The organism is Streptomyces sp. BJ20 (assembly GCF_022869105.1).
Taxonomy (GTDB): domain Bacteria; phylum Actinomycetota; class Actinomycetes; order Streptomycetales; family Streptomycetaceae; genus Streptomyces; species Streptomyces griseoincarnatus.
This window is the reverse complement of record NZ_CP094918.1, coordinates 7,375,024-7,396,723: the sequence shown is the minus strand read 5'-3', so window position 1 is coordinate 7,396,723 and position 21,700 is coordinate 7,375,024. Positions and strand designations below refer to the sequence as shown.

General features: G+C 69.4%; 18 protein-coding genes. 7 read left to right on the top strand and 11 right to left on the bottom strand.

Annotated features, from left to right (window positions below):
• The 6 genes from yidC to MTR79_RS33325 all read left to right on the top strand — a co-directional run bounded on the left by yidC (nucleotide 1) and on the right by MTR79_RS33325 (nucleotide 6,119).
• A complete protein-coding gene (gene yidC / locus MTR79_RS33350) occupies nucleotides 1-1,272 on the top strand; it encodes a membrane protein insertase YidC (protein ID WP_189363757.1) in 1,272 nt (423 codons plus the stop codon).
• 15 nt (nucleotides 1,273-1,287) lie between these two features.
• Entirely contained in the window at nucleotides 1,288-1,800 is a 513-nt protein-coding gene (locus MTR79_RS33345) for a R3H domain-containing nucleic acid-binding protein (protein WP_048457209.1), read from the top strand.
• A 122-nt stretch (nucleotides 1,801-1,922) separates the two neighbouring features.
• Nucleotides 1,923-2,642, top strand: a complete 720-nt coding sequence (rsmG, locus tag MTR79_RS33340) for a 16S rRNA (guanine(527)-N(7))-methyltransferase RsmG (protein ID WP_048457210.1) — start codon at nucleotides 1,923-1,925, stop codon at nucleotides 2,640-2,642.
• Nucleotides 2,643-3,009: 367 nt separating this feature from the next.
• On the top strand, nucleotides 3,010-4,086 hold the full coding sequence (locus MTR79_RS33335; protein WP_078492903.1) for a ParA family protein: 1,077 nt from the start codon (nucleotides 3,010-3,012) through the stop codon (nucleotides 4,084-4,086).
• Nucleotides 4,083-5,183, top strand: a complete 1,101-nt coding sequence (locus MTR79_RS33330) for a ParB/RepB/Spo0J family partition protein (RefSeq protein WP_086700088.1) — start codon at nucleotides 4,083-4,085, stop codon at nucleotides 5,181-5,183. Before MTR79_RS33335 ends, MTR79_RS33330 begins: the two co-directional genes overlap by 4 nt.
• Before the next feature lie 318 nt (nucleotides 5,184-5,501).
• Complete coding sequence (locus MTR79_RS33325; RefSeq protein ID WP_086700090.1) at nucleotides 5,502-6,119, top strand: GNAT family N-acetyltransferase; 618 nt, start codon at nucleotides 5,502-5,504, stop codon at nucleotides 6,117-6,119.
• Between the two features lie 89 nt (nucleotides 6,120-6,208).
• Here MTR79_RS33325 and trxA read toward each other — a convergent pair whose 3' ends face one another.
• The 7 genes from trxA to MTR79_RS33290 form a co-directional block, all read right to left on the bottom strand.
• The gene (trxA, locus tag MTR79_RS33320; protein ID WP_003991504.1) at nucleotides 6,209-6,541 is read right to left on the bottom strand and encodes a thioredoxin; all 333 of its coding nucleotides are present in this window, start codon (nucleotides 6,539-6,541) and stop codon (nucleotides 6,209-6,211) included.
• Nucleotides 6,542-6,577: 36 nt separating this feature from the next.
• Nucleotides 6,578-7,546: a thioredoxin-disulfide reductase gene (gene trxB, locus MTR79_RS33315; protein WP_048457213.1), complete on the bottom strand. Its 969-nt coding sequence runs from the start codon at nucleotides 7,544-7,546 to the stop codon at nucleotides 6,578-6,580.
• A gap of 195 nt (nucleotides 7,547-7,741) precedes the next feature.
• Nucleotides 7,742-8,659, bottom strand: coding sequence for a hypothetical protein (locus MTR79_RS33310; RefSeq protein ID WP_244792981.1), 918 nt, complete (start codon nucleotides 8,657-8,659; stop codon nucleotides 7,742-7,744).
• The gene (gene sigM, locus MTR79_RS33305) at nucleotides 8,656-9,384 is read right to left on the bottom strand and encodes an RNA polymerase sigma factor SigM (RefSeq protein WP_244792979.1); all 729 of its coding nucleotides are present in this window, start codon (nucleotides 9,382-9,384) and stop codon (nucleotides 8,656-8,658) included. Before sigM ends, MTR79_RS33310 begins: the two co-directional genes overlap by 4 nt.
• 28 nt (nucleotides 9,385-9,412) lie before the next feature.
• Complete coding sequence (locus MTR79_RS33300; protein WP_244792977.1) at nucleotides 9,413-11,113, bottom strand: protein kinase family protein; 1,701 nt, start codon at nucleotides 11,111-11,113, stop codon at nucleotides 9,413-9,415.
• A gap of 142 nt (nucleotides 11,114-11,255) precedes the next feature.
• On the bottom strand, nucleotides 11,256-13,571 hold the full coding sequence (gene murJ, locus MTR79_RS33295; RefSeq protein ID WP_244792975.1) for a murein biosynthesis integral membrane protein MurJ: 2,316 nt from the start codon (nucleotides 13,569-13,571) through the stop codon (nucleotides 11,256-11,258).
• A 44-nt stretch (nucleotides 13,572-13,615) separates the two neighbouring features.
• Complete coding sequence (locus tag MTR79_RS33290) at nucleotides 13,616-16,030, bottom strand: DUF6049 family protein (RefSeq protein WP_189363753.1); 2,415 nt, start codon at nucleotides 16,028-16,030, stop codon at nucleotides 13,616-13,618.
• Between the two features lie 201 nt (nucleotides 16,031-16,231).
• Here MTR79_RS33290 and MTR79_RS33285 point away from each other — a divergent pair, with 201 nt between their 5' ends.
• Entirely contained in the window at nucleotides 16,232-17,698 is a 1,467-nt protein-coding gene (locus tag MTR79_RS33285) for a CCA tRNA nucleotidyltransferase (RefSeq protein WP_244792973.1), read from the top strand.
• 93 nt (nucleotides 17,699-17,791) lie between these two features.
• On the opposite strand, the gene MTR79_RS33280 is transcribed toward MTR79_RS33285, so the two are convergent.
• The 4 genes from MTR79_RS33280 to MTR79_RS33265 all read right to left on the bottom strand — a co-directional run bounded on the left by MTR79_RS33280 (nucleotide 17,792) and on the right by MTR79_RS33265 (nucleotide 21,550).
• Nucleotides 17,792-18,277 carry a hypothetical protein gene (locus tag MTR79_RS33280; protein WP_086700099.1) on the bottom strand — a complete coding sequence of 162 codons (486 nt, stop codon included), beginning with the start codon at nucleotides 18,275-18,277 and terminating at the stop codon, nucleotides 17,792-17,794.
• Between the two features lie 123 nt (nucleotides 18,278-18,400).
• A complete protein-coding gene (locus MTR79_RS33275; RefSeq protein WP_086700100.1) occupies nucleotides 18,401-19,663 on the bottom strand; it encodes an MFS transporter in 1,263 nt (420 codons plus the stop codon).
• Between the two features lie 77 nt (nucleotides 19,664-19,740).
• On the bottom strand, nucleotides 19,741-20,823 hold the full coding sequence (locus tag MTR79_RS33270; protein WP_244792971.1) for an inositol-3-phosphate synthase: 1,083 nt from the start codon (nucleotides 20,821-20,823) through the stop codon (nucleotides 19,741-19,743).
• Nucleotides 20,824-20,866: 43 nt separating this feature from the next.
• A complete protein-coding gene (locus MTR79_RS33265; RefSeq protein ID WP_086700103.1) occupies nucleotides 20,867-21,550 on the bottom strand; it encodes a PadR family transcriptional regulator in 684 nt (227 codons plus the stop codon).
• Nucleotides 21,551-21,700 lie beyond the last annotated feature (150 nt).

The window sequence follows — 21,700 nt, the reverse complement described above, 5'->3', positions numbered from 1 at the left end:
GTGGACACGATTGCCAGCCTCTTCAGCTTCATCACGACACCTGTCTCCTGGGTCATCGTCCAGTTCCACAGCGTGTACGGCTCCCTCTTCGGGCCTGACACAGGATGGGCCTGGGGCCTGTCCATCGTGTCCCTGGTGATTCTCATCCGCATCTGCCTGATCCCGCTCTTCGTGAAGCAGATCAAGGCGACGCGCGCCATGCAGACGCTCCAGCCGGAGATGAAGAAGATCCAGGAGCGCTACAAGAACGACAAGCAGCGCCAGTCCGAAGAGATGATGAAGCTCTACAAGGAGACGGGCACCAACCCGCTCTCCTCGTGTCTTCCCATCCTGGCGCAGTCGCCGTTCTTCTTCGCCCTCTACCACGTGCTCAACAGCATCGCGTCGAACGACACCATCGGCGTGATCAACGAGCGACTGCTGGAGAGCGCTCAGAAGGCCCACATCTTCGGCGCCCCGCTCGCGGCCAAGTTCACGGACAGCCCCGAGAAGGTCGAGGCGCTCAACTCGTCGCTGACCGACGTGCGCGTCGTCACGGCGATCATGATCGTCCTGATGTCGCTGTCGCAGTTCTACACGCAGCGCCAGCTGATGACGAAGAACGTCGACACCACGGTGAAGACGCCGTTCATGCAGCAGCAGAAGATGCTGATGTACGTCTTCCCCGTCATCTTCGCCGTCTTCGGCATCAACTTCCCTGTCGGTGTCCTCGTCTACTGGCTGACCACCAACGTGTGGACCATGGGCCAGCAGATGTACGTCATCCACAACAACCCGACCCCGGGTTCCAAGGCCCAGGCCGCCTATCTGGAGCGCCTCTCCAAGCACATCGCCAAGCACGGCAAGACCCGCAACCGCCGGGAGCGCGCCATCGTCAAGGCGATCGTCGCGAAGGGTCGCGACCGCAACGAGTACGAGCGCAAGTTCATCAACGGCCTGAACAAGGCGGGCCTCGCAGCCCAGACCGACGGCGTCGTGATCAAGAGCGAGAACGGCGCCGACGCCCAGGCCGAGGACGGCACGACGACCACCGCCGCCGCCCCCAAGCGACAGCAGCCCAAGCGGCAGCCCAAGTCCAAGCGCCACCACTCCGGCGCGGCCAAGCCTGCGGGTGAACCCACCTCGCTGACCAAGGCCGACGACCCGCAGGATGCCAAGCCGAGCGGCAACAAGGGCAACGCCAAGCCTGCCGGCAACGGGTCCACGCGCAGCAGGGCCCAGTCCGGACAGCGCAAGGGCCCGCAGCGGCCCAAGTCCCCGTCGAAGAAGTAAGAAGGAGTCCATCCCGTGACGGAAGGCACCACCGCGGCCGCTGCCGAGGGCGCAGACACCCTGACCCGCCTCGAGCAGGAGGGCGAGATCGCGGCGGACTACCTGGAGGGTCTGCTCGACATCGCCGATCTCGACGGCGACATCGACATGGACGTCGAGGCCGACCGCGCCTCTGTCTCGATCATCAGTGACACGGGCACCCGCGATCTGCAGAAGCTCGTGGGCCGTGACGGTGAGGTGCTGGAAGCTCTCCAGGAGCTCACGCGCCTCGCGGTCCACCGGGAGACCGGCGACCGCAGCCGTCTGATGCTCGATATCGCGGGCTACCGCGCCCGCAAGCGCACCGAACTCGCCGACCTCGGCGCCAAGGCCGCGGCCGAGGCCAAGAGCAGCGGACAGCCAGTGCGGCTCGACCCGATGACCCCGTTCGAGCGCAAGGTCGTGCATGACGCGGTCAAGGCGGCCGGCCTGCGCAGCGAGTCCGAGGGCGAGGAGCCGCAGCGCTTCATCGTCGTGCTTCCCGCCTGATCGGCTCCCCCGTTCCACCGGCCCCGTCTGTTGCGCAGGCGGGGCCGCTCTTTGTCAGCCTGGTAGTTCTGGTTCTGGTGTCGGCGCCCCGCGCCGGCACGGTACGGAAGGACGGTCCCCCCGTGACGGAGGCAGCGGAGCTTCCCCCCGCGCCCGAGCAGGCCCGTGAGGTGTTCGGTGAACGCTTCGCGGACGCGGTCCGGTACGCCGAGCTGCTCGCCGAGGCGGGCGTGCAGCGCGGTTTGATCGGACCGCGCGAGGTGCCCCGCCTGTGGGAGCGGCATCTGCTGAACTGCGCGGTGCTCTCGGAGGTCGTGCCCGAGGGCGTCACCGTGTGCGACGTCGGCTCGGGTGCCGGTCTGCCGGGCATCCCGCTGGCGCTGGTCCGGGAGGACCTGAAGATCACCCTGCTGGAGCCGCTGCTCCGCCGCACCAACTTCCTGACCGAGGTCGTGGAGCTGCTCGGCCTGGACCATGTGACCGTGGTCCGGGGACGCGCCGAGGAGGTCATGGGCAAGCTGCCTCCCGTGCATGTGGTGACCGCTCGGGCCGTGGCGCCGCTCGACCGTCTGGCCACCTGGGGCATCCCGCTGCTGCGGCCGTACGGGGAGATGCTCGCGCTCAAGGGAGACGCCGCGGAGGAGGAGCTGAAGAGTGCCGCCACCGCCCTGACCAAGCTCGGCGCCGTGACCACGTCGATCGTGCACGTCGGCGAGGGCGTCGTGGATCCCCCGTCCACGGTGGTGCGGGTCGAGGTCGGGGAGAGCCCCGGCGGTGTGCGCTTCGCCGCCAAGCGTGCCAAAGCCGCTCGCACCGGACGTGCCCGACGCCGGCGAGGATAGCCGTATCCCTTCGTCGTGGAGAGCGAGGGGTCCCGTAGGGCGGAGACGCCCGTCGGGACGACCTGCCCGGTCCTCGGGGCCGGGCGTACTCCACACAAGCTGCCTCACCCACACATGCCGGAGTGTCGCGGCAGCGCCGCCTCCGCCGCTGTGCATCGTGTTTCACGTGAAACGTCGCTCACTGCTGCACGGCATCATCAGTCGGGGCCGCGCTGCGGCCGAACCTCGTGAACGGAAGCCTCTGGGCTCCCTCGGCGAGAGCTCCGCTCCACGCGAGTCACCTCCGCCCTTGCGGGGCACGGAGATGTCCACAGAGGTGGATTTCTCCACAGAACGTCAGGCCTCACTGGTTCGCGACCCCGAAGGCATGGGAGGCTCTGTTCATTGCGAGCCTGAAGTCGAGGAGAGTGAATCCTTGCGGTCCGACGCCAACATCGCGGGACCGATGACCGATCCGGTCCCCGGTCCCCGTACCGAATCGATGGGGGCGGATGTTTCACGTGAAACACCGCCTCCGATGGACGACACTCCCATCGGTCGCGCTGCCCAACTGGCGGTGGAGGCTCTGGGCCGTGCCGGTGAAGGGCTGCCGCGACCCGAGCAGACCCGTGTCATCGTGGTCGCCAACCAGAAGGGCGGCGTCGGGAAGACGACGACCACCGTCAACCTGGCTGCCTCGCTCGCTCTGCACGGTGCCCGCGTTCTGGTGATCGACCTCGACCCGCAGGGCAACGCGTCCACCGCCCTGGGGATCGACCACCACGCCGAGGTGCCTTCCATCTACGACGTTCTGGTGGAGAGCAAGCCCCTGTCGGACGTCGTCCAGCCCGTCCCCGATGTCGAGGGTCTCTTCTGCGCCCCCGCCACCATCGATCTCGCCGGTGCGGAGATCGAGCTGGTGTCGCTGGTGGCGCGCGAGAGCCGGCTGCAGCGGGCCATCCAGGCCTACGAGCAGCCGCTGGACTACATCCTCATCGACTGTCCGCCGTCGCTCGGCCTCCTCACGGTCAATGCCCTGGTGGCCGGCCAGGAGGTGCTCATCCCGATCCAGTGCGAGTACTACGCGCTGGAGGGACTCGGGCAACTGCTGCGCAACGTCGACCTCGTGCGGGGCCACCTCAACCCGGCCCTGCACGTCTCGACGATCCTGCTCACCATGTACGACGGCCGTACACGGCTCGCCTCCCAGGTCGCGGAGGAGGTGCGTACCCACTTCGGCGACGAGGTCCTGCGCACCAGCATCCCCCGCTCCGTCCGTATCTCCGAGGCACCGAGCTACGGACAGACGGTGCTGACTTACGATCCTGGGTCGAGCGGTGCTCTCTCGTACTTCGAGGCGGCACGCGAGATCGCGCTGAGGGGCGTCGGCGTCCGGTACGACGCGTCGCAGGCGCACATCGGCGCACAGCAGACTGATCCGAACATGGTGGAGGGCGTGCAGTGAGTGAGCGACGGAGGGGGCTGGGTCGTGGGCTCGGAGCACTGATCCCCGCTGCCCCGACAGAGAAGACGGTGCCGCCGGCCGCATTGGGCGGGACGGCCTCCCCGTCGCCCGCAGCGGTCCCGGTACTGCCGAATGAGCGCGGAGTGGCTGCCGCCAAGGTGGCCACCCTGGCTTCCGTTTCACGTGAAACGGAAGACACTGCAGCGGCGAGCCCTTCGGTGCCGGCTGCACCGATGGGTGCGCATTTCGCCGAGATCCCCCTCGACGCCATCACGCCGAACCCGCGGCAGCCCCGTGAGGTCTTCGACGAGGACGCTCTGGCCGAGCTCATCACCTCCATCAAGGAGGTCGGTCTGCTCCAGCCCGTCGTCGTCCGACAGGTGGGCGGCGGCCGCTACGAGCTCATCATGGGTGAGCGCCGGTGGCGTGCCTGTCGCGAGGCCGGCCTCGACGCCATCCCGGCCATCGTGCGCGCCACTGACGACGAAAAGCTCCTCTTGGACGCGCTGCTGGAGAATCTCCACCGTGCGCAGCTGAACCCGTTGGAAGAGGCCGCCGCCTACGACCAGCTGCTCAGGGACTTCAAGTGCACGCACGACCAGCTGGCCGACCGCATCGGCCGGTCCCGGCCGCAGGTGTCCAACACCCTCCGCTTGCTGAAGCTGTCCCCGACCGTGCAGCGCCGGGTGGCTGCCGGAGTGCTGTCCGCCGGGCATGCCCGAGCCCTGCTCTCCGTCGAGGACGCCGAGGAGCAGGACCGGCTGGCCCACCGCATTGTGGCCGAGGGCCTCTCGGTGCGAGCCGTTGAAGAGATCGTGACCCTGATGGGCTCGCGGCCGCAGAAGACTCAGCGCTCCAAGGGGCCGCGGGCAGGCGCCCGGGTGTCCCCGGCCCTGTCCGAACTGGCGACGCGTCTTTCGGACCGCTTCGAGACGCGGGTGAAGGTCGACCTCGGCCAGAAGAAGGGCAAGATCACCGTCGAGTTCGCCTCGATGGAGGACCTGGAACGCATCCTCGGCTCCCTCGCCCCAGGAGAGGGCCCGGTGCTTCAGAAGAGCCTCGTGGACGAGGACGACACCGCGGAGACCGACTCCTGAGGAGTCGCTCCGATCGGCCTGAGCCCTGTCAGGGCGGACCGTGTTCCGGTGCCTACCGGAACACGGTCCGCCCTTTGCCTTGTGGCGGTATCGGGGGAATCGCTTCATGGATACGATGCGTTCGTATATGGCGCATCCACCCGGCAACACGTCTGAGAGCTAGGCAGGGGCCATGCGAATGACGAGCCGCACCGGACTGATGAGCGCGGGGCTAGGGGTGGGCGTCGTCAGTGGCTTCATCGGCAGTCTGCTCAGAGAACGGAGTGCTCTGACCGCCGCCCGTGTAGCAGCGGGCGAAGGAAGCGAGGAACAGCCTCCATGGGCCGTCGGCTCGTACCGCTCACGCTGGACAACCTCCCGGACCTCCCCGAACGCTGCCGGTCGTGCGTCTTCTGGGAGCTCGACCCCGTCAGCGGCGAAGCAGCCGTAAAGGCGGGCACCGCGGCGCTGGAGAAGGAGTCCTGGATCTCGGCGGTCCTGCTCGACTGGGGCTCCTGCGGACGCGTCGTCTACGTGGACGAGGTCCCCGTCGGCTACGTCCTCTACGCGCCCCCGGCCTATGTGCCGCGCTCCACGGCGTTCCCCACCAGCCCGGTGGCCGCCGACGCGGTTCAGCTGATCACCGCGTTCATCCTGCCCGACTATCAGGGACAGGGACTCGGTCGCGTGATGGTGCAGACGGTGGCCAAGGATCTGCTGCGGCGAGGGTTCAAGGCGATCGAAGCCTTCGGCGACGCCCGCTGGAAGGAGCCGGCCTGTGTGCTTCCCGCGGACCATCTGCTCGCCGTGGGCTTCAAGACGGTCCGCCAGCACCACGCCTACCCCCGGCTGCGTCTGGAGCTGAGGTCGACACTCTCGTGGAAGGAAGATGTGGAGATGGCACTCGACCGTCTGCTGGGGGCCGTGCAGAAGGAGCCGGCGCTGCGGCCGCTCTGATTCCACTCACACGAATGGGCCGACCCAAGAGGGTCGGCCCATTCGTGTTTCACGTGAAACATCGACCACCGTGGAGGCGGCTCACCGTACTACTCGGCGATGAAGTCCTCGAGGTCGCGGACGATCGCAGCCTTCGGCTTGGCACCGACGATGGTCTTGGCGACCTCGCCACCCTGGTAGACGTTCAGGGTCGGGATGGACATCACGCCGTACTTGGCGGCCGTGCCCGGGTTCTCGTCGATGTTGAGCTTGACGACCTCGATCTTGTCTCCGTACTCGGCGGCGATGGCCTCGAGGGACGGGGCGATCTGGCGGCACGGACCGCACCAGGCGGCCCAGAAGTCCACCAGAACAGGCTTGTCGCTCTTGAGGACGTCCTGCTCGAAGGAGTCGTCGGTCACGTTCTTCAGGGTGCCGGCCACAGCGGGCTCCTTAATCGTTGATGCGTGGGGCGGGGGTCAGACAGTGGTCTTCTCGGGCTCGGCCTTGTCCTCGTCGGCGAGAGCGGCGAGGAAGCGCTCCGCGTCGAGGGCCGCCGAGCAGCCGGTACCGGCCGCGGTGATCGCCTGGCGGTAGGTGTGGTCCACCACGTCACCGGCCGCGAAGACGCCCGTGATGTTGGTGCGCGTCGAGGGCGCGTCGACCTTCAGGTAGCCCTCCTCGTCCAGCTCGAGCTGGCCCTTGAAGAGCTCGGTCCGCGGGTCGTGGCCGATCGCGATGAACAGGCCGGTCGCCGCCAGGTCGGAGAGCTCACCCGTCTTGACGTTGCGCAGCTTCAGCCCCGAGAGCTTCTGGTCGCCCAGGACCTCAGCGACCTCGCTGTCCCAGACGAACGAGATCTTCGGGTCGGCGAAGGCGCGCTCCTGCATCGCCTTGGAGGCGCGCAGGGTGTCACGGCGGTGGACGATCGTCACCGACTTGGCGAAGCGCGACAGGAAGGTCGCCTCCTCCATGGCCGTGTCACCGCCGCCGATGACGGCGATGTCCTGGTCCTTGAAGAAGAAGCCGTCACAGGTGGCGCACCACGAGACGCCGCGGCCGGAGAGGGCGTCCTCGTTCGGCAGGCCGAGCTTGCGGTGCTGCGAACCGGTCGTCACGATCACAGCCTTGGCCTGGTGGACCGTGCCGGCGGTGTCCGTGACGGTCTTGATCTCACCGGTCAGATCGACGGCCACGACGTCGTCCGGAACGAGCTCGGCGCCGAAGCGCTCCGCCTGGGCCCGCATGTTGTCCATGAGCTCCGGGCCCATGATGCCGTCCTGGAACCCGGGGAAGTTCTCCACCTCGGTGGTGTTCATCAGCGCACCGCCGGCGGTGACAGCGCCCTCGAACACGAGGGGCTTCAGCGACGCACGGGCGGTGTAGAGCGCCGCCGTGTAGCCGGCGGGCCCCGAGCCGATGATGATCACGTTACGGACGTCGCTCACGGCTGAATTCCTCGTCTCTGGTCTGGCGTCGTTCGACCGGTGGGAGCTTCTTTCGGAACTCTCACCCCACCCAACGGATCCTAAGGGGCCCGCATTCCCGCCGTGCCCGGGCACGGCGGGACCGTGCTCCGGCGGGCACGCCGGGGCCACACACCGTACGGGATACCACGCAGGGCCAAGACCACGCGTGTGCGGTCAGCGCGCGTAGGAGTGCTCCAGCAACACCCTCGCGGTGGTGGACGGAGAGGTGTTCTGCACGCAGGTCGCGTCGACGATGTACGCGGTCACCCGCGTGGCGTCCGAGGCGTCGGGCAGCACGACCAGCAGAGCGGCCTTGCCCTGATAGACACCCTGCTCGGTGGCCAGCGCGGCATCGTTGCGGCCGATGCCCTCCTGGACGCAGTGCGGGATCTCGGGCTTCGTCAGCACCCGGGGGTTCGCCTCGGAGGAGTCCGACTCCATGCCGAAGGTGTGGGGGGAGCGGGCTCCCTTGTCCTGCTCGGGGCTGCGTGCGAGCAGATCGTCGACCTTTTTCTCCAGCTTGCCCTCGGAGAAGGTGTCAGCAGCGGTCGTCGTCCGCTGCTCGTCGCCCGGGCCTTCGCCGCCGTTCAGCGACGACAGCACCACGGAACCGAGACCAAGTGCGGCCACGGCGAATGCCGCCCCCAGGACGGCTCGGCGGCTCCTACCCCGTAGCCGCGTTTTGCGGCCCGGCCCCGTGGTCGAGGAGCGAGGGCGTCCCGTAGGACGGTCGGAGTGGGGCGCCGATGTTTCACGTGAAACATGCAGTGGCCCGCCGTCGGCCGTCGCTGTTCCGACGGAGGCGTTCTCGTCCTCACTGTCGGTCGCCGGTGCCGTGGCATGCAGGAGCGCTTCGGCGGCCAGCGCCGCGTCGATGCGTCCCGCGACGTCCGCCGGCATCCGCGGCGGGCCCGGAACCGAGCCGAGCAGTCCCCGAATCTCCTCCAGGGAGGCCTGGACGTCGGCACAGAGCTCGCACCGTTCCAGATGCTCGCGGATGTCGTCCCTGCGGTCCGTCGGGAGGAGACCTTCGGTGAGGTCGGAGATCTCCGTGACGTCCGGGTGCTCCGCCTTGTCGGTCGTCGACGTCACGCTCGCCCACCTCCGCCCTTCACTGCAGCCGGGTCGTTCGATCCTGTGTCGGGTGGGTCCGGTCGTCGCCGTGGACCCGCTGCGGGTGGGACGGATGTCCCCCCTTTCCGGTTCCGTCCCGCGCCTCTGTGCTCCTCGTCACCAGTGCCTCCCGGGCGCAGGTGGGTGAGCAGGGGCAGGAGTCTCGCACGGCCCCGGGCACACCGGCTCTTGACCGTGCCGGTGGGCACGTCGAGGATGCGGGCCGCCTCGGCGACCGGGTAGCCCTGCATGTCCACGAGGACGAGTGCGGCCCGCTGGTCGAGCGGGAGGGTGCCCATCGCCTCGATCAGCTGCCGGTGCAGATCGTTGCGCTCCGCGGGGGCCGAGGCCGACTCGTGCGGCTCGAGCAGCTGCTCCAGACGCTCTGTGTCGTCGACCGGCGCGGTCTTCCGGGAGGCGGCCTTGCGGGCGCGGTCCAGGCAGGCGTTCACCGTGATGCGGTGCAGCCACGTCGTGACGGCCGACTGGCCGCGGAAGGTGTGGGCGGCCCGGTAGGCGGAGACGAGGGCGTCCTGGACGGCGTCAGCGGCTTCCTCTCGGTCCCCCAGCGTCCGGAGGGCCACGGCCCAGAGCCGGTCGCGGTGCCGCCGCACGATCTCACCGAAGGCATCGGCGTCGCCCTCGACATGCCGGGTGAGCAGATCCTGGTCGCTCACTCCGTCGTATGCGGCGCCGTCCGCCATCGGACCCCCTCCCTCGACGCAACCGGCCTCAGCTGGTCACCTTGATGTCCGCGATCCGGCCACGCCACTGCCCGACGTCGGTCTGCATGGGGAGCTCGGTCAGCCAGACCAGGAGGTAGCGGGTCCTCACCGTGTCCTTGGGCGCGAGGGAGACCGTGCTGCCCGACCCTTCGGTGACCTTGTCGTACGAGTCGAAGGAGGTCGGGCGGGACTGCGCGTCCCCGGGCGCGGCACGGAGTTCGACGGACGTGCTGCCGACGAAGGTGACGTCGACCTTCCCGACGTCCTGGCTCCTGCCGAGGTCGACGACGACGCCCACGCCCGGCTTCAGCCGGCCGAAGTCGGAGCTCGCGTAGTAGCTGGTCTGCCAGTAGCTCGCCGGATCGCCGTCCAGGATCTTGGGCAGGTTCTCCGGGTACTCGGACCCGTCCTGGCCGAACGGGTCGAAGTCGTGCAGCTCCGAGATGGCGATCGGCTTGCCGCGCACCGGCTTCGGGTCGTTCTTCTCGTCGCCGTCCGTCGTCTGGGTGTTGGTGGTGTCGTCGTTTGTGCCGCCCTGATCCATGAGGGCGTCCGCGAGCTGCCAACTGCCCAGTCCCAGCGCGGCGATCAGCAGCGCCGAGACCGCCCACTTCAGGGCCTTGCCGGTGCGGCTCTGCAGCGGAGGAGGCGGCACCGGCGTCGGCTGGGTGACGCGGGGAGAGGCGGCGGGGCGACCGTAGGAGCCTTGCTGGTACGTGGTGCGCTGGTAGTCCGGCGGGGTGGTGAAGGCGGGCTCCGGCGGACGGATGCGGGGCATCTCGCCGATCGCCTTCACCAGCTCCTCGGGCGTGGTGCACGGTGACTCGTGACGGGAGGCGGTGGCGCCGTCGTTGGCGAGGGCGCGCATGGCCAGTTCGGACAGGCCGCGGTGGACGCCGGCCCGGACCTGGTCGGGCGGGATCAGACCGATGTCCTTCGGCAGACCTGACATGCCGTAGGCGTCGTTCTCGTACGGCCAGCGCTGGGTCAGCGCCGCGTACAGCAGGGCGCCGATCGACTCGGTGTCCGTGCGCTGCGGGGTGTCCGAGCTGGCCCCGCGCAGCGCCGCGTTGACGGCGAGACCGCGGATACGCCATTGGCCGGTCGAGGTGCGCAGGACGGCGTTGGGGTTGAGACGGAGATGGGCGAGGCCCTCACGGTGGGCCGCCGCCATGGCGCTCGAGACCTGACTGACCATCTGGTAGGCGTCGTACACCTCCAGCGGACCGGAGGCGAGAAGGGTGGTCAGCTCGGTGGCGTCGGGCAGCCATTCGTGGACGACGTAGACCAGGTCGTTCTCCTCGACGGCGTCGAGGACCTGGACGAAGCGCGGGTCGCCCAGCAGGGCCGACGAGCGGGCCGCCGCCAGCACGGACCTGGCGCGCGAGTGGTCCGCGGGCAGGACGTGCACGCCGACGGCACGGCGGAGCTTCTCGTCCACGGCACGCCAACTGCTGAACCCGTCCAGACGGGTGACGCACTCCTCGAGGCGGTAACGTCCGGCCAGCTTGTGGCCGCTGTGCAGCTCCGGTGGCGAGGTCATCGCGGGGCCCTCGGTCCCGGTGCTCTCCTGTGCCTCGTCGTTGTCCGTGTCCTGCTCCCGGTTCTTGGCCACCCCGTCGGCCGTGGACTGGTCCGCCTCCGCGGTCAGCGACTGCTCGCCGCTGTTGTCTGCCACGTCGACGGCAGCTGTGCTCCGTTCCGCCACCGTCGTTCCCTGCCTCCCCATCCGTTGCGCGCCGGCCCGGCGTCCGTCGCGCGCAGTCCGACGCCGAACCCAATTGTGCCCACAGTCCGCCGCTATGCACGACACGCGGGGGCCGGTGATGGTTGTGCGCCTACCCCCTGCCTCAGCGTCCCAGGCGTCCCCGGACCATACCGACCAGCGAGTTGACCTCCTCGATGCGCATCCGGCGCGCGGCGACGTAGAAGACGCCCAGCAGGATGGCCCCGCCGCCGAGCAGCGCGGCGAACGAGCCGAGGACTCCCTGGCCCAGCACCTTGCTGATGCCGTAGCAGGCCGCGCCGCTGAGCAGGGCGGCCGGGACGGAGGCGATGCACAGGCGGGCGTAGGTCCGCAGCACCCGGGCGCCGTCCAGGTCGCCGCCCAGCCGCTTGCGCAGCCGACGCCAGGCGACGCCGACGCCGAGGGCGTAGGCGACCCCGTACGAGGCGGCCATGCCGACGACGGCCCAGCGGGCCGGCAGCACCAGGAAGCAGAGACCGGAGGCGATCGCGTTCGCGGCGGCCACGATGACCGTGTTGTAGAAGGGGGTCCGCGTGTCCTCGTAGGCGTAGAAGGCGCGCAGGACGACGTACTGCACGGAGTAGGGGATCAGACCGAGGCCGAACGCCATCAGCATGTAACCCATGTTGGTGGCCTCGCTGGTGCCCGAGGACCCGAAGATCAGGGTGCACATCGGGATGCCGAGCGCGAGGAAGCCGAAGGCGATGGGCACGATCGCGACGGCGGTGGTCCGCAGACCCTGGGAGATGTCGTCGCGGACGGCGCCCCCGTCGTCCTCCGCCGCCGAGCGGGAGATGCGCGGCAGCAGGGCGGCCATCAGGGACACCGTGATGATGGCCTGCGGCAGACCCCAGATCAGCTGGGCGTTGGCGTAGGCGGCGAAACCGGTGCCCTCGACGTGCGAGTCCAGACCCGCGGCGGTGGACAGCTGGGTGACGACCAGCGCGCCCGCCTGGTTGGCGAGGACGAACAGGATGGTCCACTTGGCGAGCATCGCCGCCTTGCCGAGGCCGTGGCCCTTCCAGTCGAAGCGCAGCCGCATGCGGAAGCCGGTCTCCCGCAGGTACGGGATCATCGCGAGGGCCTGCACCACGAGGCCCAGCAGCACGCCGACGCCGAGGAGCCGCATGCCCTCCGGCGGGATGTTCGAGACCTGCATCTTCGAGTCCGCGGCGGTGCCGTAGACCCAGATGAACGTGCCGAGCGTGACGATGATGACGATGTTGTTCAGGACAGGGGTCCACATCATCGCGCCGAACCGGCCGCGCGCGTTGAGGATCTGACCCATCACCACATGGACGCCCATGAAGAAGATCGAGGGCAGGAAGTACCGGGTGAAGGTGACGGCGACCTCGTTGGCAGCGGGGTCCGAGGCGACGGGGTTCGACAGCGCGCGCACCAGCAGCGGGGCGGCCAGCCAGGCGGCCGCGGTGAGCAGCGCCAGCGCCACCATCACCAGCGTCAGCAGCCGGTTGGCGTAGGCCTCGCCGCCGTCGTCGTCATCCTTCATGGCACGCACGAGCTGCGGCACGAAGACCGAGTTGAGGCCGCCGCCGACGGTGAGGATGTAGATCATCGTCGGCAGCTGGTAGGCGACCTGGAAGGAGTCGCCGAGCAGGCCGAGGCCCAGGGCCGACACGATCAGCGCAGACCGGATGAAGCCCGTGAGACGGGACACCATCGTGCCCGCCGCCATCACCGCGCTGGACTTCAGCAGACCGCCGGCGCGGCCGCCCTTCTTCGGCGCGGGCGTGGACGCGGGCTCCGGGGCCGCCGGCTCCGCGGCGGGGGGCGGAGTGGCGCCCGCGTAGTGGCCGGGCGTCGGGGACGCGGGTCCGGGCACCGGTGCGGCGGCGTACTGCTGCGGGCCGCCCGCCGGCTGCCCGGGGTGCGGGCCGCCCCGGGGACGGGCCTGACCGCCGTGCTGGTCGGGGAAGGCGCCGCTCTGTTGCTGGTCGCGGAAGAGGTGCGCGAAGGCGTCCGGCTCGTGGCGCTGCTCCCCCGCCTGACCGACGAGGTCGTCCACGCCGACGTACTGCGTGGTGCGCGGGTCGTCGCCGTACGGCAGGTGCTGGGTGGGGCCGTCGGGCTCCGGGGCGGGCGTCCGGGCCCACACCCGGGGGTCGGGCGCGTACGGCGACTGGGGCGGCTGCCCGTAGAGGGGCTGCTGCGGCTGGTGCGCGCCCGGCGGGGGCGGCGGGTGTGCCGACCGGTCGTAGAGTGCCTCCGCGACCGGGTCCTGGGCGTCGATGTCCCGCGCCCGGTAGGGGTCCTGGGCGTAGGCGTCCTGGACGTACGGGTCGGCGGGTGGCTGTGACGCCTGGTCGTGCCCGGGCGGCGGCCCCACGGCGGGGTCCGACTCGGGATGGCCCGAGTTGGCCGCGGCATCGCCACGGTCACCGTCGTACGGCGCGTTCATGGTTACCCCACCTCATCGTCCCTGGCCCACCGGCCACGACCTTCTCAACGGTCCACTCTCTCACCCGTGCCGGACGGGTCGGCGCTTTCCGGTGCGGTGTCCCGGGCCGGGTCACTCGGCTGCTCCGGAGCGTCCTCCCGGGTCCTCGGCGCGGACTCCCCGGTAGGACGCGTCTCGGAGACTGCGGGGTTCTTCGCGCCCTTGTCGGCGGCGTCGGCGTCCGCCTCGTCCGACGCGTCGTCCTGCTCCCGCTCCTCGGCCTGCCGGGCCGCGGCGCGCTTGCGCTGGGTGTACATCCTGAAGCCGGCCAGGACGAGCAGCAGCACACCGCCGCCGATGACCAGCATCACCGTCGCGGTGATCTCGGTGACCTTCACGTCGAACGTGACGGGCTGACCGTAGGGCCGTCCGTCCTGCGTGTACAGCTGGGCGACCACGGTGGCCCGGCCGTTGGCGTTGGCGTTCGTGGTGAACTTCACCGACTGGCTGTGGCCGCCGGAGACGGCGACGGGCTGCTCCTCGTAGGCGTCGCCGTCGATCTGCAGACGGGTCGGGTTCGTGGAGGTGAGCCGGAGCACCAGGTGCTCGACGCCCTGCACCAGGTTGTTCTGGACCGTCACCGGGATCGTGGCGCTGCGGCCGGAGAGCTTGGTCTCCGACTTCTCGATCAACCGGACCTGGCTGCTCAGCGTGTCCAGGTACGTCTCGACGCCGCTGCGGTAGATCGCGGCCTCGGCCGGCCGGCCGCGCCAGGACACCGCCATGCCCCTGTTCAGGGCACGGCCGAAGGGCGTCACCACGCGGGACTGGTCGGACAGGATCACCTTGAAGCGGTCGAGCTTGTCCTGCGTCCTGGCGATCTGCTCGAAGGCCGACCGGGGGAGCTCCTGCTTGCGCAGAGACTTGGGGTACGCGGACGCCGGGGGCACATCGGTGCCGGCGGCCGGGTCCGGCTTGGACTTAGCGGCCGCCGTGAGGTCCTGGGGCTGCGACCAGGTGCTGTCCTGGAGAGCACCGATGGCCTCGGCCATCGTCTGGGCCTGGGCGGCGGACGGGGTGCGCTGCGGGGCGACCACGACGCTGCGCGGGCGGTCCGTCTGCAGGGCGAGGGTGAGGCTCTGGGCGAGGAAGCGCTGCACCGCCTGGGTGGAGGCGGAGGCCCTGGTCATGTCGCCGTCGAACACGGTGGACAGCCGCGCGTCCGCCACCACGGCCGTGGTGCCGCCGCCGATGGGACGGGGCGCCGTGGGCGTGTAGGTCAGGTCACGGCCGCCCTCGAAGGTGTCGCCGCGGACGATCACCTTGTCGGCGCCGGCCGAGGTGGCGACCTTGATGATCGAGGGGTCCACGGCTCCCTCGACGGGCCAGGCGTAGTCCGTGCTGGGCACGACGTGGAGGATCGACTCGACGGTGCGGGCGGCGACGTCGGTCGCCTCCTTGAGGTGCCGCAGCGAACCCGTGACCGACGTGCCGTGGTGGGCGAGGGAGGCCAGGTCGGGGTCGCCGAACGGCAGCGCGACGACCTCCTTGTCCGCCACCGCCTTCTGCACCTCGGTGAGCCAGCGCTTGGCGACCTCCTGGTGGCCGCCGACGACGTCCTGGTCGTCCGTGTTCTCGCCGGGGATCTCGTAGCGGGTGGTCATCGCCTCGACGGAGGCGAGCAGGTCGGGGTCGATCACCCAGGTGACGTCGAGGTCCTTGCCGAGGGCCACCATCCGGTCCAGACGACCGCCGGGTGAGATCTCCGCGGCGAGCTCGTCGTCGTGGAAGACGGGAGTCTGCTCCTCGTCGGAGCCCGTCTCCGCCGTCATGTGGACGGTGGAGACCAGCGGCCACATGAAGGTCGTCTTCGTCTTGGCGTCCAGCTCGTCCGGCTGCCACGGCAGGAAGGTGTGGCGGACGCCGAGCGTCTGCTCCCAGGGCTGGTCGGAGGTCTCGCCGGTCAGGGTGACGGACAGGTCGTAGACGCCGTCCTGGCCGAGGTCCAGCTCGTCGGCCGGCACGGAGATCGTGTAGGGCTGCGAGACGCCGGGAGTGAGCTTGGAGAACTTCTCGGTGTACTTGTCGTCGATCTCCGCCCCGGCAGGGCTGTCGACGTCACCGGAGTTCTTGGCGGCCGTGTCGATGCTTGAGCGGGTGTCCAGCAGAGAGCCCACCCGCAGGCCGACGGAGGCGTCGGTGACGGCCTTCTTGCCCTTGTTGGTGACCGTCCCGGAGACGGTGACGGTGTCGCCCTCGCTGGGGGCGCCGGGTGTGAGGGAATCCACGGAGACGGCCACGGATCCGTCGGCGGAGGCGGCCCGGGGCGCGGCCGGGGTCGCCGCCTCCGCGGGGGACCCCGCGGGCAGCTGGAGGAACCCGGCCAGGAGGGGTGTCCCGGCGAGCACGGCACCGGTGCGCCGCAGCCAGCGGCGGGCAGGTGAGGGACTGGTCCCCTGGAAGTCTGCCGCCTCGGCCACGCGCTCGCCCGTCCCTTGTCGTCGTCAGTGGTCGTCGGAATGTGCGTCCAGGCATGGTAACGAGGTGCGAGGAGGGGAAGTGCCGCGGACCGGCGGCCAAGATCGAGGGGCGCACGCCTTGTCCATGATCGCCACAGGTGTCCGTCCTGGCGTCTTTTTCCGGACGCTCGGGGCCGTGCGGGCCACGTACCCTCTTCTGTTGTGCCGAACGCCAACGAAGCAACCAGTGCCCTGAGCCAGGTGCAGGACCGCGCCGTGAGTGAACTGCTGCGGGTCGCCCCTGTCGCCGACGACCTAGCCCGCCGTTTCCAGGAGGCGGGGTTCTCACTCGCTCTGGTCGGCGGCTCGGTGCGGGACGCGCTGCTCGGCCGCCTCGGCAACGACCTGGACTTCACGACCGACGCCCGCCCGCAGGACGTCCTGAAGATCATGCGTCCCTGGGCGGACACCGTCTGGGACGTCGGGATCGCCTTCGGGACGGTCGGCGCCCAGAAGGAGGCGCGGGTCGGGGACACCGACCGGAGCTTCCAGATCGAGGTGACCACCTACCGGTCCGAGGCGTACGACCGCACGTCGCGCAAGCCGGAGGTGTCCTACGGCGACTCCATCGAGGACGACCTCGTCCGTCGTGACTTCACCGTCAATGCGATGGCCGTCGCCCTCCCCGAGAAGAGGTTCATCGACCCCCACGGCGGTCTGAAGGATCTCGCCGAGCGCGTACTGCGTACGCCGGGGACGCCCGAGGAGTCCTTCTCCGACGACCCGCTGCGGATGATGCGGGCCGCGCGCTTCGCCGCCCAGCTCGACTTCGAGGTGGCCCCCGAGGTCGTCGCGGCGATGAAGGACATGGCGGGACGCATCGAGATCGTCTCCGCCGAGCGGATCCGGGACGAGCTGAACAAGCTGGTCCTCTCTCCGCATCCCCGTAAGGGCCTCACCCTGCTCGTGGACACCGGGATCGCCACCTCTGTACTGCCGGAGCTGCCGGCCCTGCACCTGGAGCGTGACGAGCACCACCGGCACAAGGACGTCTACGAGCACACCCTGATCGTGCTGGAGCAGGCGATGGCCCTGGAGGAGGACGGCCCCGACCTGACTCTGCGCCTCGCCGCCCTGCTGCACGACATCGGCAAGCCCCGCACCCGCCGCTTCGAGAAGGACGGCCGTGTCTCGTTCCACCACCACGAGGTGGTCGGGGCGAAGATGACCAAGAAGCGCATGACCGCGCTGAAGTACTCCAACGAGTTGGTGAAGGATGTCTCCCGGCTGGTCGAGCTGCATCTGCGGTTCCACGGCTACGGCATGGGAGAGTGGACGGACTCCGCCGTCCGCCGCTACGTCCGGGACGCGGGACCGCTGCTCAGTCGGCTGCACAAGCTGACCCGCTCGGACTGCACCACGCGGAACCGTCGCAAGGCCGCCGCGCTCTCCCGCGCGTACGACGGGCTGGAGGAGCGGATCGCCCAGCTGCAGGAGAAGGAGGAGCTGGACTCCATCCGTCCGGACCTCGACGGCAACCAGATCATGGAGATCCTGGATATCAAGCCGGGCCCGGAGGTCGGGAAGGCGTACAAGCACCTGCTGGAGCTCCGGCTGGAGAACGGCCCGATGGAGCATGACGAAGCGGTGAAGGCACTCAAGGAGTGGTGGGCCGAGCAGCAGGGCTGACAACGGAAGCGGGGTCACGTTTCACGTGAAACATGACCCCGCACACGGTTCGAGGGCGGTGTTTCACGTGAAACACCGCCCCCGGCGTCGTTCTTACTTGTCCTTCAGGCAGAGCAGGAAGCTCTTGCTGCCGTTGGTCTCCGTGTAGACGTACGCGAAGTCCTTGGCCTCGGCCTCGCACTTGCTCTGGGCGGTCAGGCCGGAGTAGTTGCCCTCGACCTTGGCCAGCACCTTGTACTGCGCCTTCGCGTCACCGCAGTCGACGACCTCGAGGTCCGGGTCGTTGTCGTCCGTGCTGCCACGGTGCATGCAGTCGCCCACGGCGGCCGTGTTGGCGTCGTCGCGGCTCGCGAGGAACCCACCGATGGCCACACCCGCGACGATCAGAACGATCACGATGTTCTTGATCATCTTGAAACTGATCTTGCGGCCCTGCGGCTGCGGGGGCACCGGGGCCCCCGGCGGCGGGAAGCCGGGCTGACCGGCCTGCTGCGGGAAGGGTGCCTGGCCCTGGGGCTGGCCGTAGGGCTGCTGCTGGCCCTGTGCGAACGGGTTGCCCTGGGGCGGCGGAGTGGTCACTTGGGGGTCCCCCTGTTACGTAGGCGCATGACGCGAAAGGCGCGTCGATAAGACCCACGTAAGTTATCGGTCCGCACCGACAACTCTGTAGTCAGTTCCCGCTTCGTGGCACTGATGTGACACTTACTGGCGTTCAAACCGGGCCATAGCCACCGCTACCGCTCCGTAGATAACGGCGATTGTTACCACCAGCGTGACTGAACGGCCGTCAGGTGGGAGCACCAGGGCGGCCACGGCCGCGGCTCCGACGAACGCGACGTTGAACAGCACGTCGTAGACCGAGAAGATCCGGCCGCGGAAGTCGTCCTCCACGGAGGCCTGGACGATGGTGTCCGTGGAGATCTTCGCGCCTTGGGTGGACAAGCCGAGCACGAACGCCCCCGCCAGCAACGGGCCGGTGGCGAACGGCAGGCCGAGCGCCGGCTCGAGCACGGCCGCCGCAGCGGCGCACGTCACGATCCAGCGGCCGGGTCCCCAGCGCCCCGCGGCCCACGGGGTCAGCACGGCCGCGGCGAAGAAGCCGGCGCCGGACGCCCCCAACACCAGTCCGAGCAGCGCGAGTCCCTCGTCCGTGGTCGATGTCAGGTGATACCGGCAGAGCATCAGCAGCATGACGAGCATCCCGCCGTAGCAGAAGCGCATGAGGAACATGCCCGTGAGCGCCCAGGCCGCGTCCCGGCGCGCGGGTGCCGCGAGATGACGTACGCCCGCCACGAGGTCGGCGACCGTGCCGGAGAGAGCGGTGGACAGCCGGGGGTGCTCCCACGCACGCTCCGGGCCGAGCAGTTCCTTGGCGATGCGCAGGGCCGACAGGGCCGCACACAGGTAGAGGGCGGCGCCCACCAGCACCACGGCCGCGTCCGAGTCCGAGACGGCCAGCCGGACCACGAAGGCCAGTCCGCCGCCCGCGGTCGCGGCGAGCGTCCCGGCGGTCGGGGAGAGGGAGTTGGCGATGACGAGCCGCTCGGCGTCCACCACGCGGGGCAACGCGGCGGACAGCCCCGCGAGGACGAAGCGGTTGACGCCCGTGACGCACAACGCGGCCACGAACAGAAGCCAGTCGGGGACCCGGACGAGGATCAGAAGGGCGGTCACCGACGCCATCAGGGCGCGCAGCAGATTGCCGTAGAGGAAGACCTGGCGGCGGCGCCAGCGGTCCAGCAGGACGCCGGCGAAGGGGCCGACCGCGGAGTACGGCAGGAGCAGGATGGCCATGGCCGAGGCGATGGCCGCGGCGGAGGTCTGCCGCTCGGGCGAGAAGACGACGTAGGCGGCGAGCGCGACCTGGAAGACGCCGTCGGCGCCCTGGGAGAGCAACCGGACGGCGAGCAGGCGCCGGAAGCCTTGGAAGCGCAGCAGAACGCGCAGGTCACGGACGACGGCCATGGAGCACAGCCTCACATACGGCGGGGGTCTCCGGGACATACGACCCGGAGACCCCCGACTGCCCGCGGTGGTCGCGCTTAGCGCTCGACCTCGCCCTTGATGAACTTCTCGACGTTCTCACGGGCCTCGTCGTCGAAGTACTGCACCGGCGGCGACTTCATGAAGTACGAGGAAGCCGACAGGATGGGGCCGCCGATGCCCCGGTCCTTGGCGATCTTCGCGGCGCGCAGGGCGTCGATGATGACACCGGCGGAGTTCGGGGAGTCCCAGACCTCGAGCTTGTACTCCAGGTTCAGCGGGACGTCACCGAAGGCGCGGCCCTCGAGGCGGACGTAGGCCCACTTGCGGTCGTCCAGCCAGGCGACGTAGTCGGACGGGCCGATGTGGACGTTCTTCTCGCCGAGCTCCCGGTCGGGGATCTGCGAGGTGACGGCCTGGGTCTTCGAGATCTTCTTCGACTCGAGGCGGTCGCGCTCGAGCATGTTCTTGAAGTCCATGTTGCCGCCGACGTTCAGCTGCATCGTGCGGTCCAGGACGACGCCCCGGTCCTCGAACAGCTTCGCCATGACCCGGTGCGTGATGGTGGCGCCGACCTGCGACTTGATGTCGTCGCCGACGATCGGGACACCCGCCTCGGTGAACTTGTCCGCCCACTCCTTGGTGCCGGCGATGAAGACCGGGAGGGCGTTGACGAAGGCGACCTTGGCGTCGATGGCGCACTGGGCGTAGAACTTCGCCGCGCCCTCGGAGCCGACGGGCAGGTAGCAGACGAGGACGTCGACCTGCTTGTCCTTGAGGACCTGCACGACGTCGACCGGCTCGTCGGCGGACTCCTCGATGGTCTCGCGGTAGTACTTGCCGAGACCGTCGAGCGTGTGGCCGCGCTGGACCGTCACGCCGGTGCGGGGGACGTCGCAGATCTTGATGGTGTTGTTCTCGGAGGCGCCGATGGCGTCCGCGAGGTCGAGGCCGACCTTCTTGGCGTCCACGTCGAAGGCGGCGACGAACTCGACGTCACCGACGTGGTAGTCGCCGAACTGGACGTGCATGAGGCCCGGCACCCTGGCCGCCGCATCGGCGTCCTTGTAGTACTCGACTCCCTGCACCAGCGATGCGGCGCAGTTGCCCACGCCGACGATGGCTACGCGAACCGAACCCATTCCGGTTGCTCCCTGTGTGTACGAGTGAGGTCCTCGCGGACTCTCACGTGGCGGTGTCGCCGGGCGTATCCGGCCGGGGGTCGTCCCCGGACCGGGGCAGGTCGCCCGTCGCTCCAGATGTGGTGTCCTGCTGAGCGGGCCCCCCGCCGGCGGACCCCTTGAGGTCCCGGCCGGCCCGCTCGCTCTCGATGAGCTCGTTCAGCCAGCGCACTTCGCGCTCCACGGACTCCATCCCGTGGCGCTGGAGCTCAAGCGTGTAGTCGTCGAGGCGCTCCCGGGTCCGGGCCAGGGAGGCGCGCATCTTCTCGAGGCGCTCCTCCAGTCGGCTGCGGCGGCCCTCGAGCACGCGCATACGGACGTCTCGCGACGTCTGCCCGAAGAAGGCGAACCGCGCGGCGAACGTCTCGTCCTCGTACGCGTCCGGTCCCGTCTGGGCGAGCAGCTGTTCGAAGTGCTCCTTGCCCTCCGCCGTCAGGCGGTAGACGATCTTGGCGCGGCGCCCGGCCAGCGGTGCGGCGAGGGCGTCCTCGGTGGTGTTCCCCGGTTCCTCGATCAACCAGCCGTTGGCGACCAGCGTCTTGAGGCAGGGATAGAGCGTCCCGTAGCTGAACGCACGGAACACACCCAGTGACGTATTGAGTCGCTTGCGCAGCTCGTACCCGTGCATCGGGGCCTCGCGGAGCAGGCCGAGTACGGCGAACTCAAGGATTCCGGAACGCCGGCTCATCGTCGCCTCCTCTCTGCCCCGGTCGTGCCGCGATGGGCTCGTGTGCGGCTCGTGGCCGCCTTTATGTCGCGCTGATGTATCGACTCGATACATCACGACGATAGAACGACCTTCCGGGAGCGACAAGAGGGGGGAGAGTGAACGGGATCA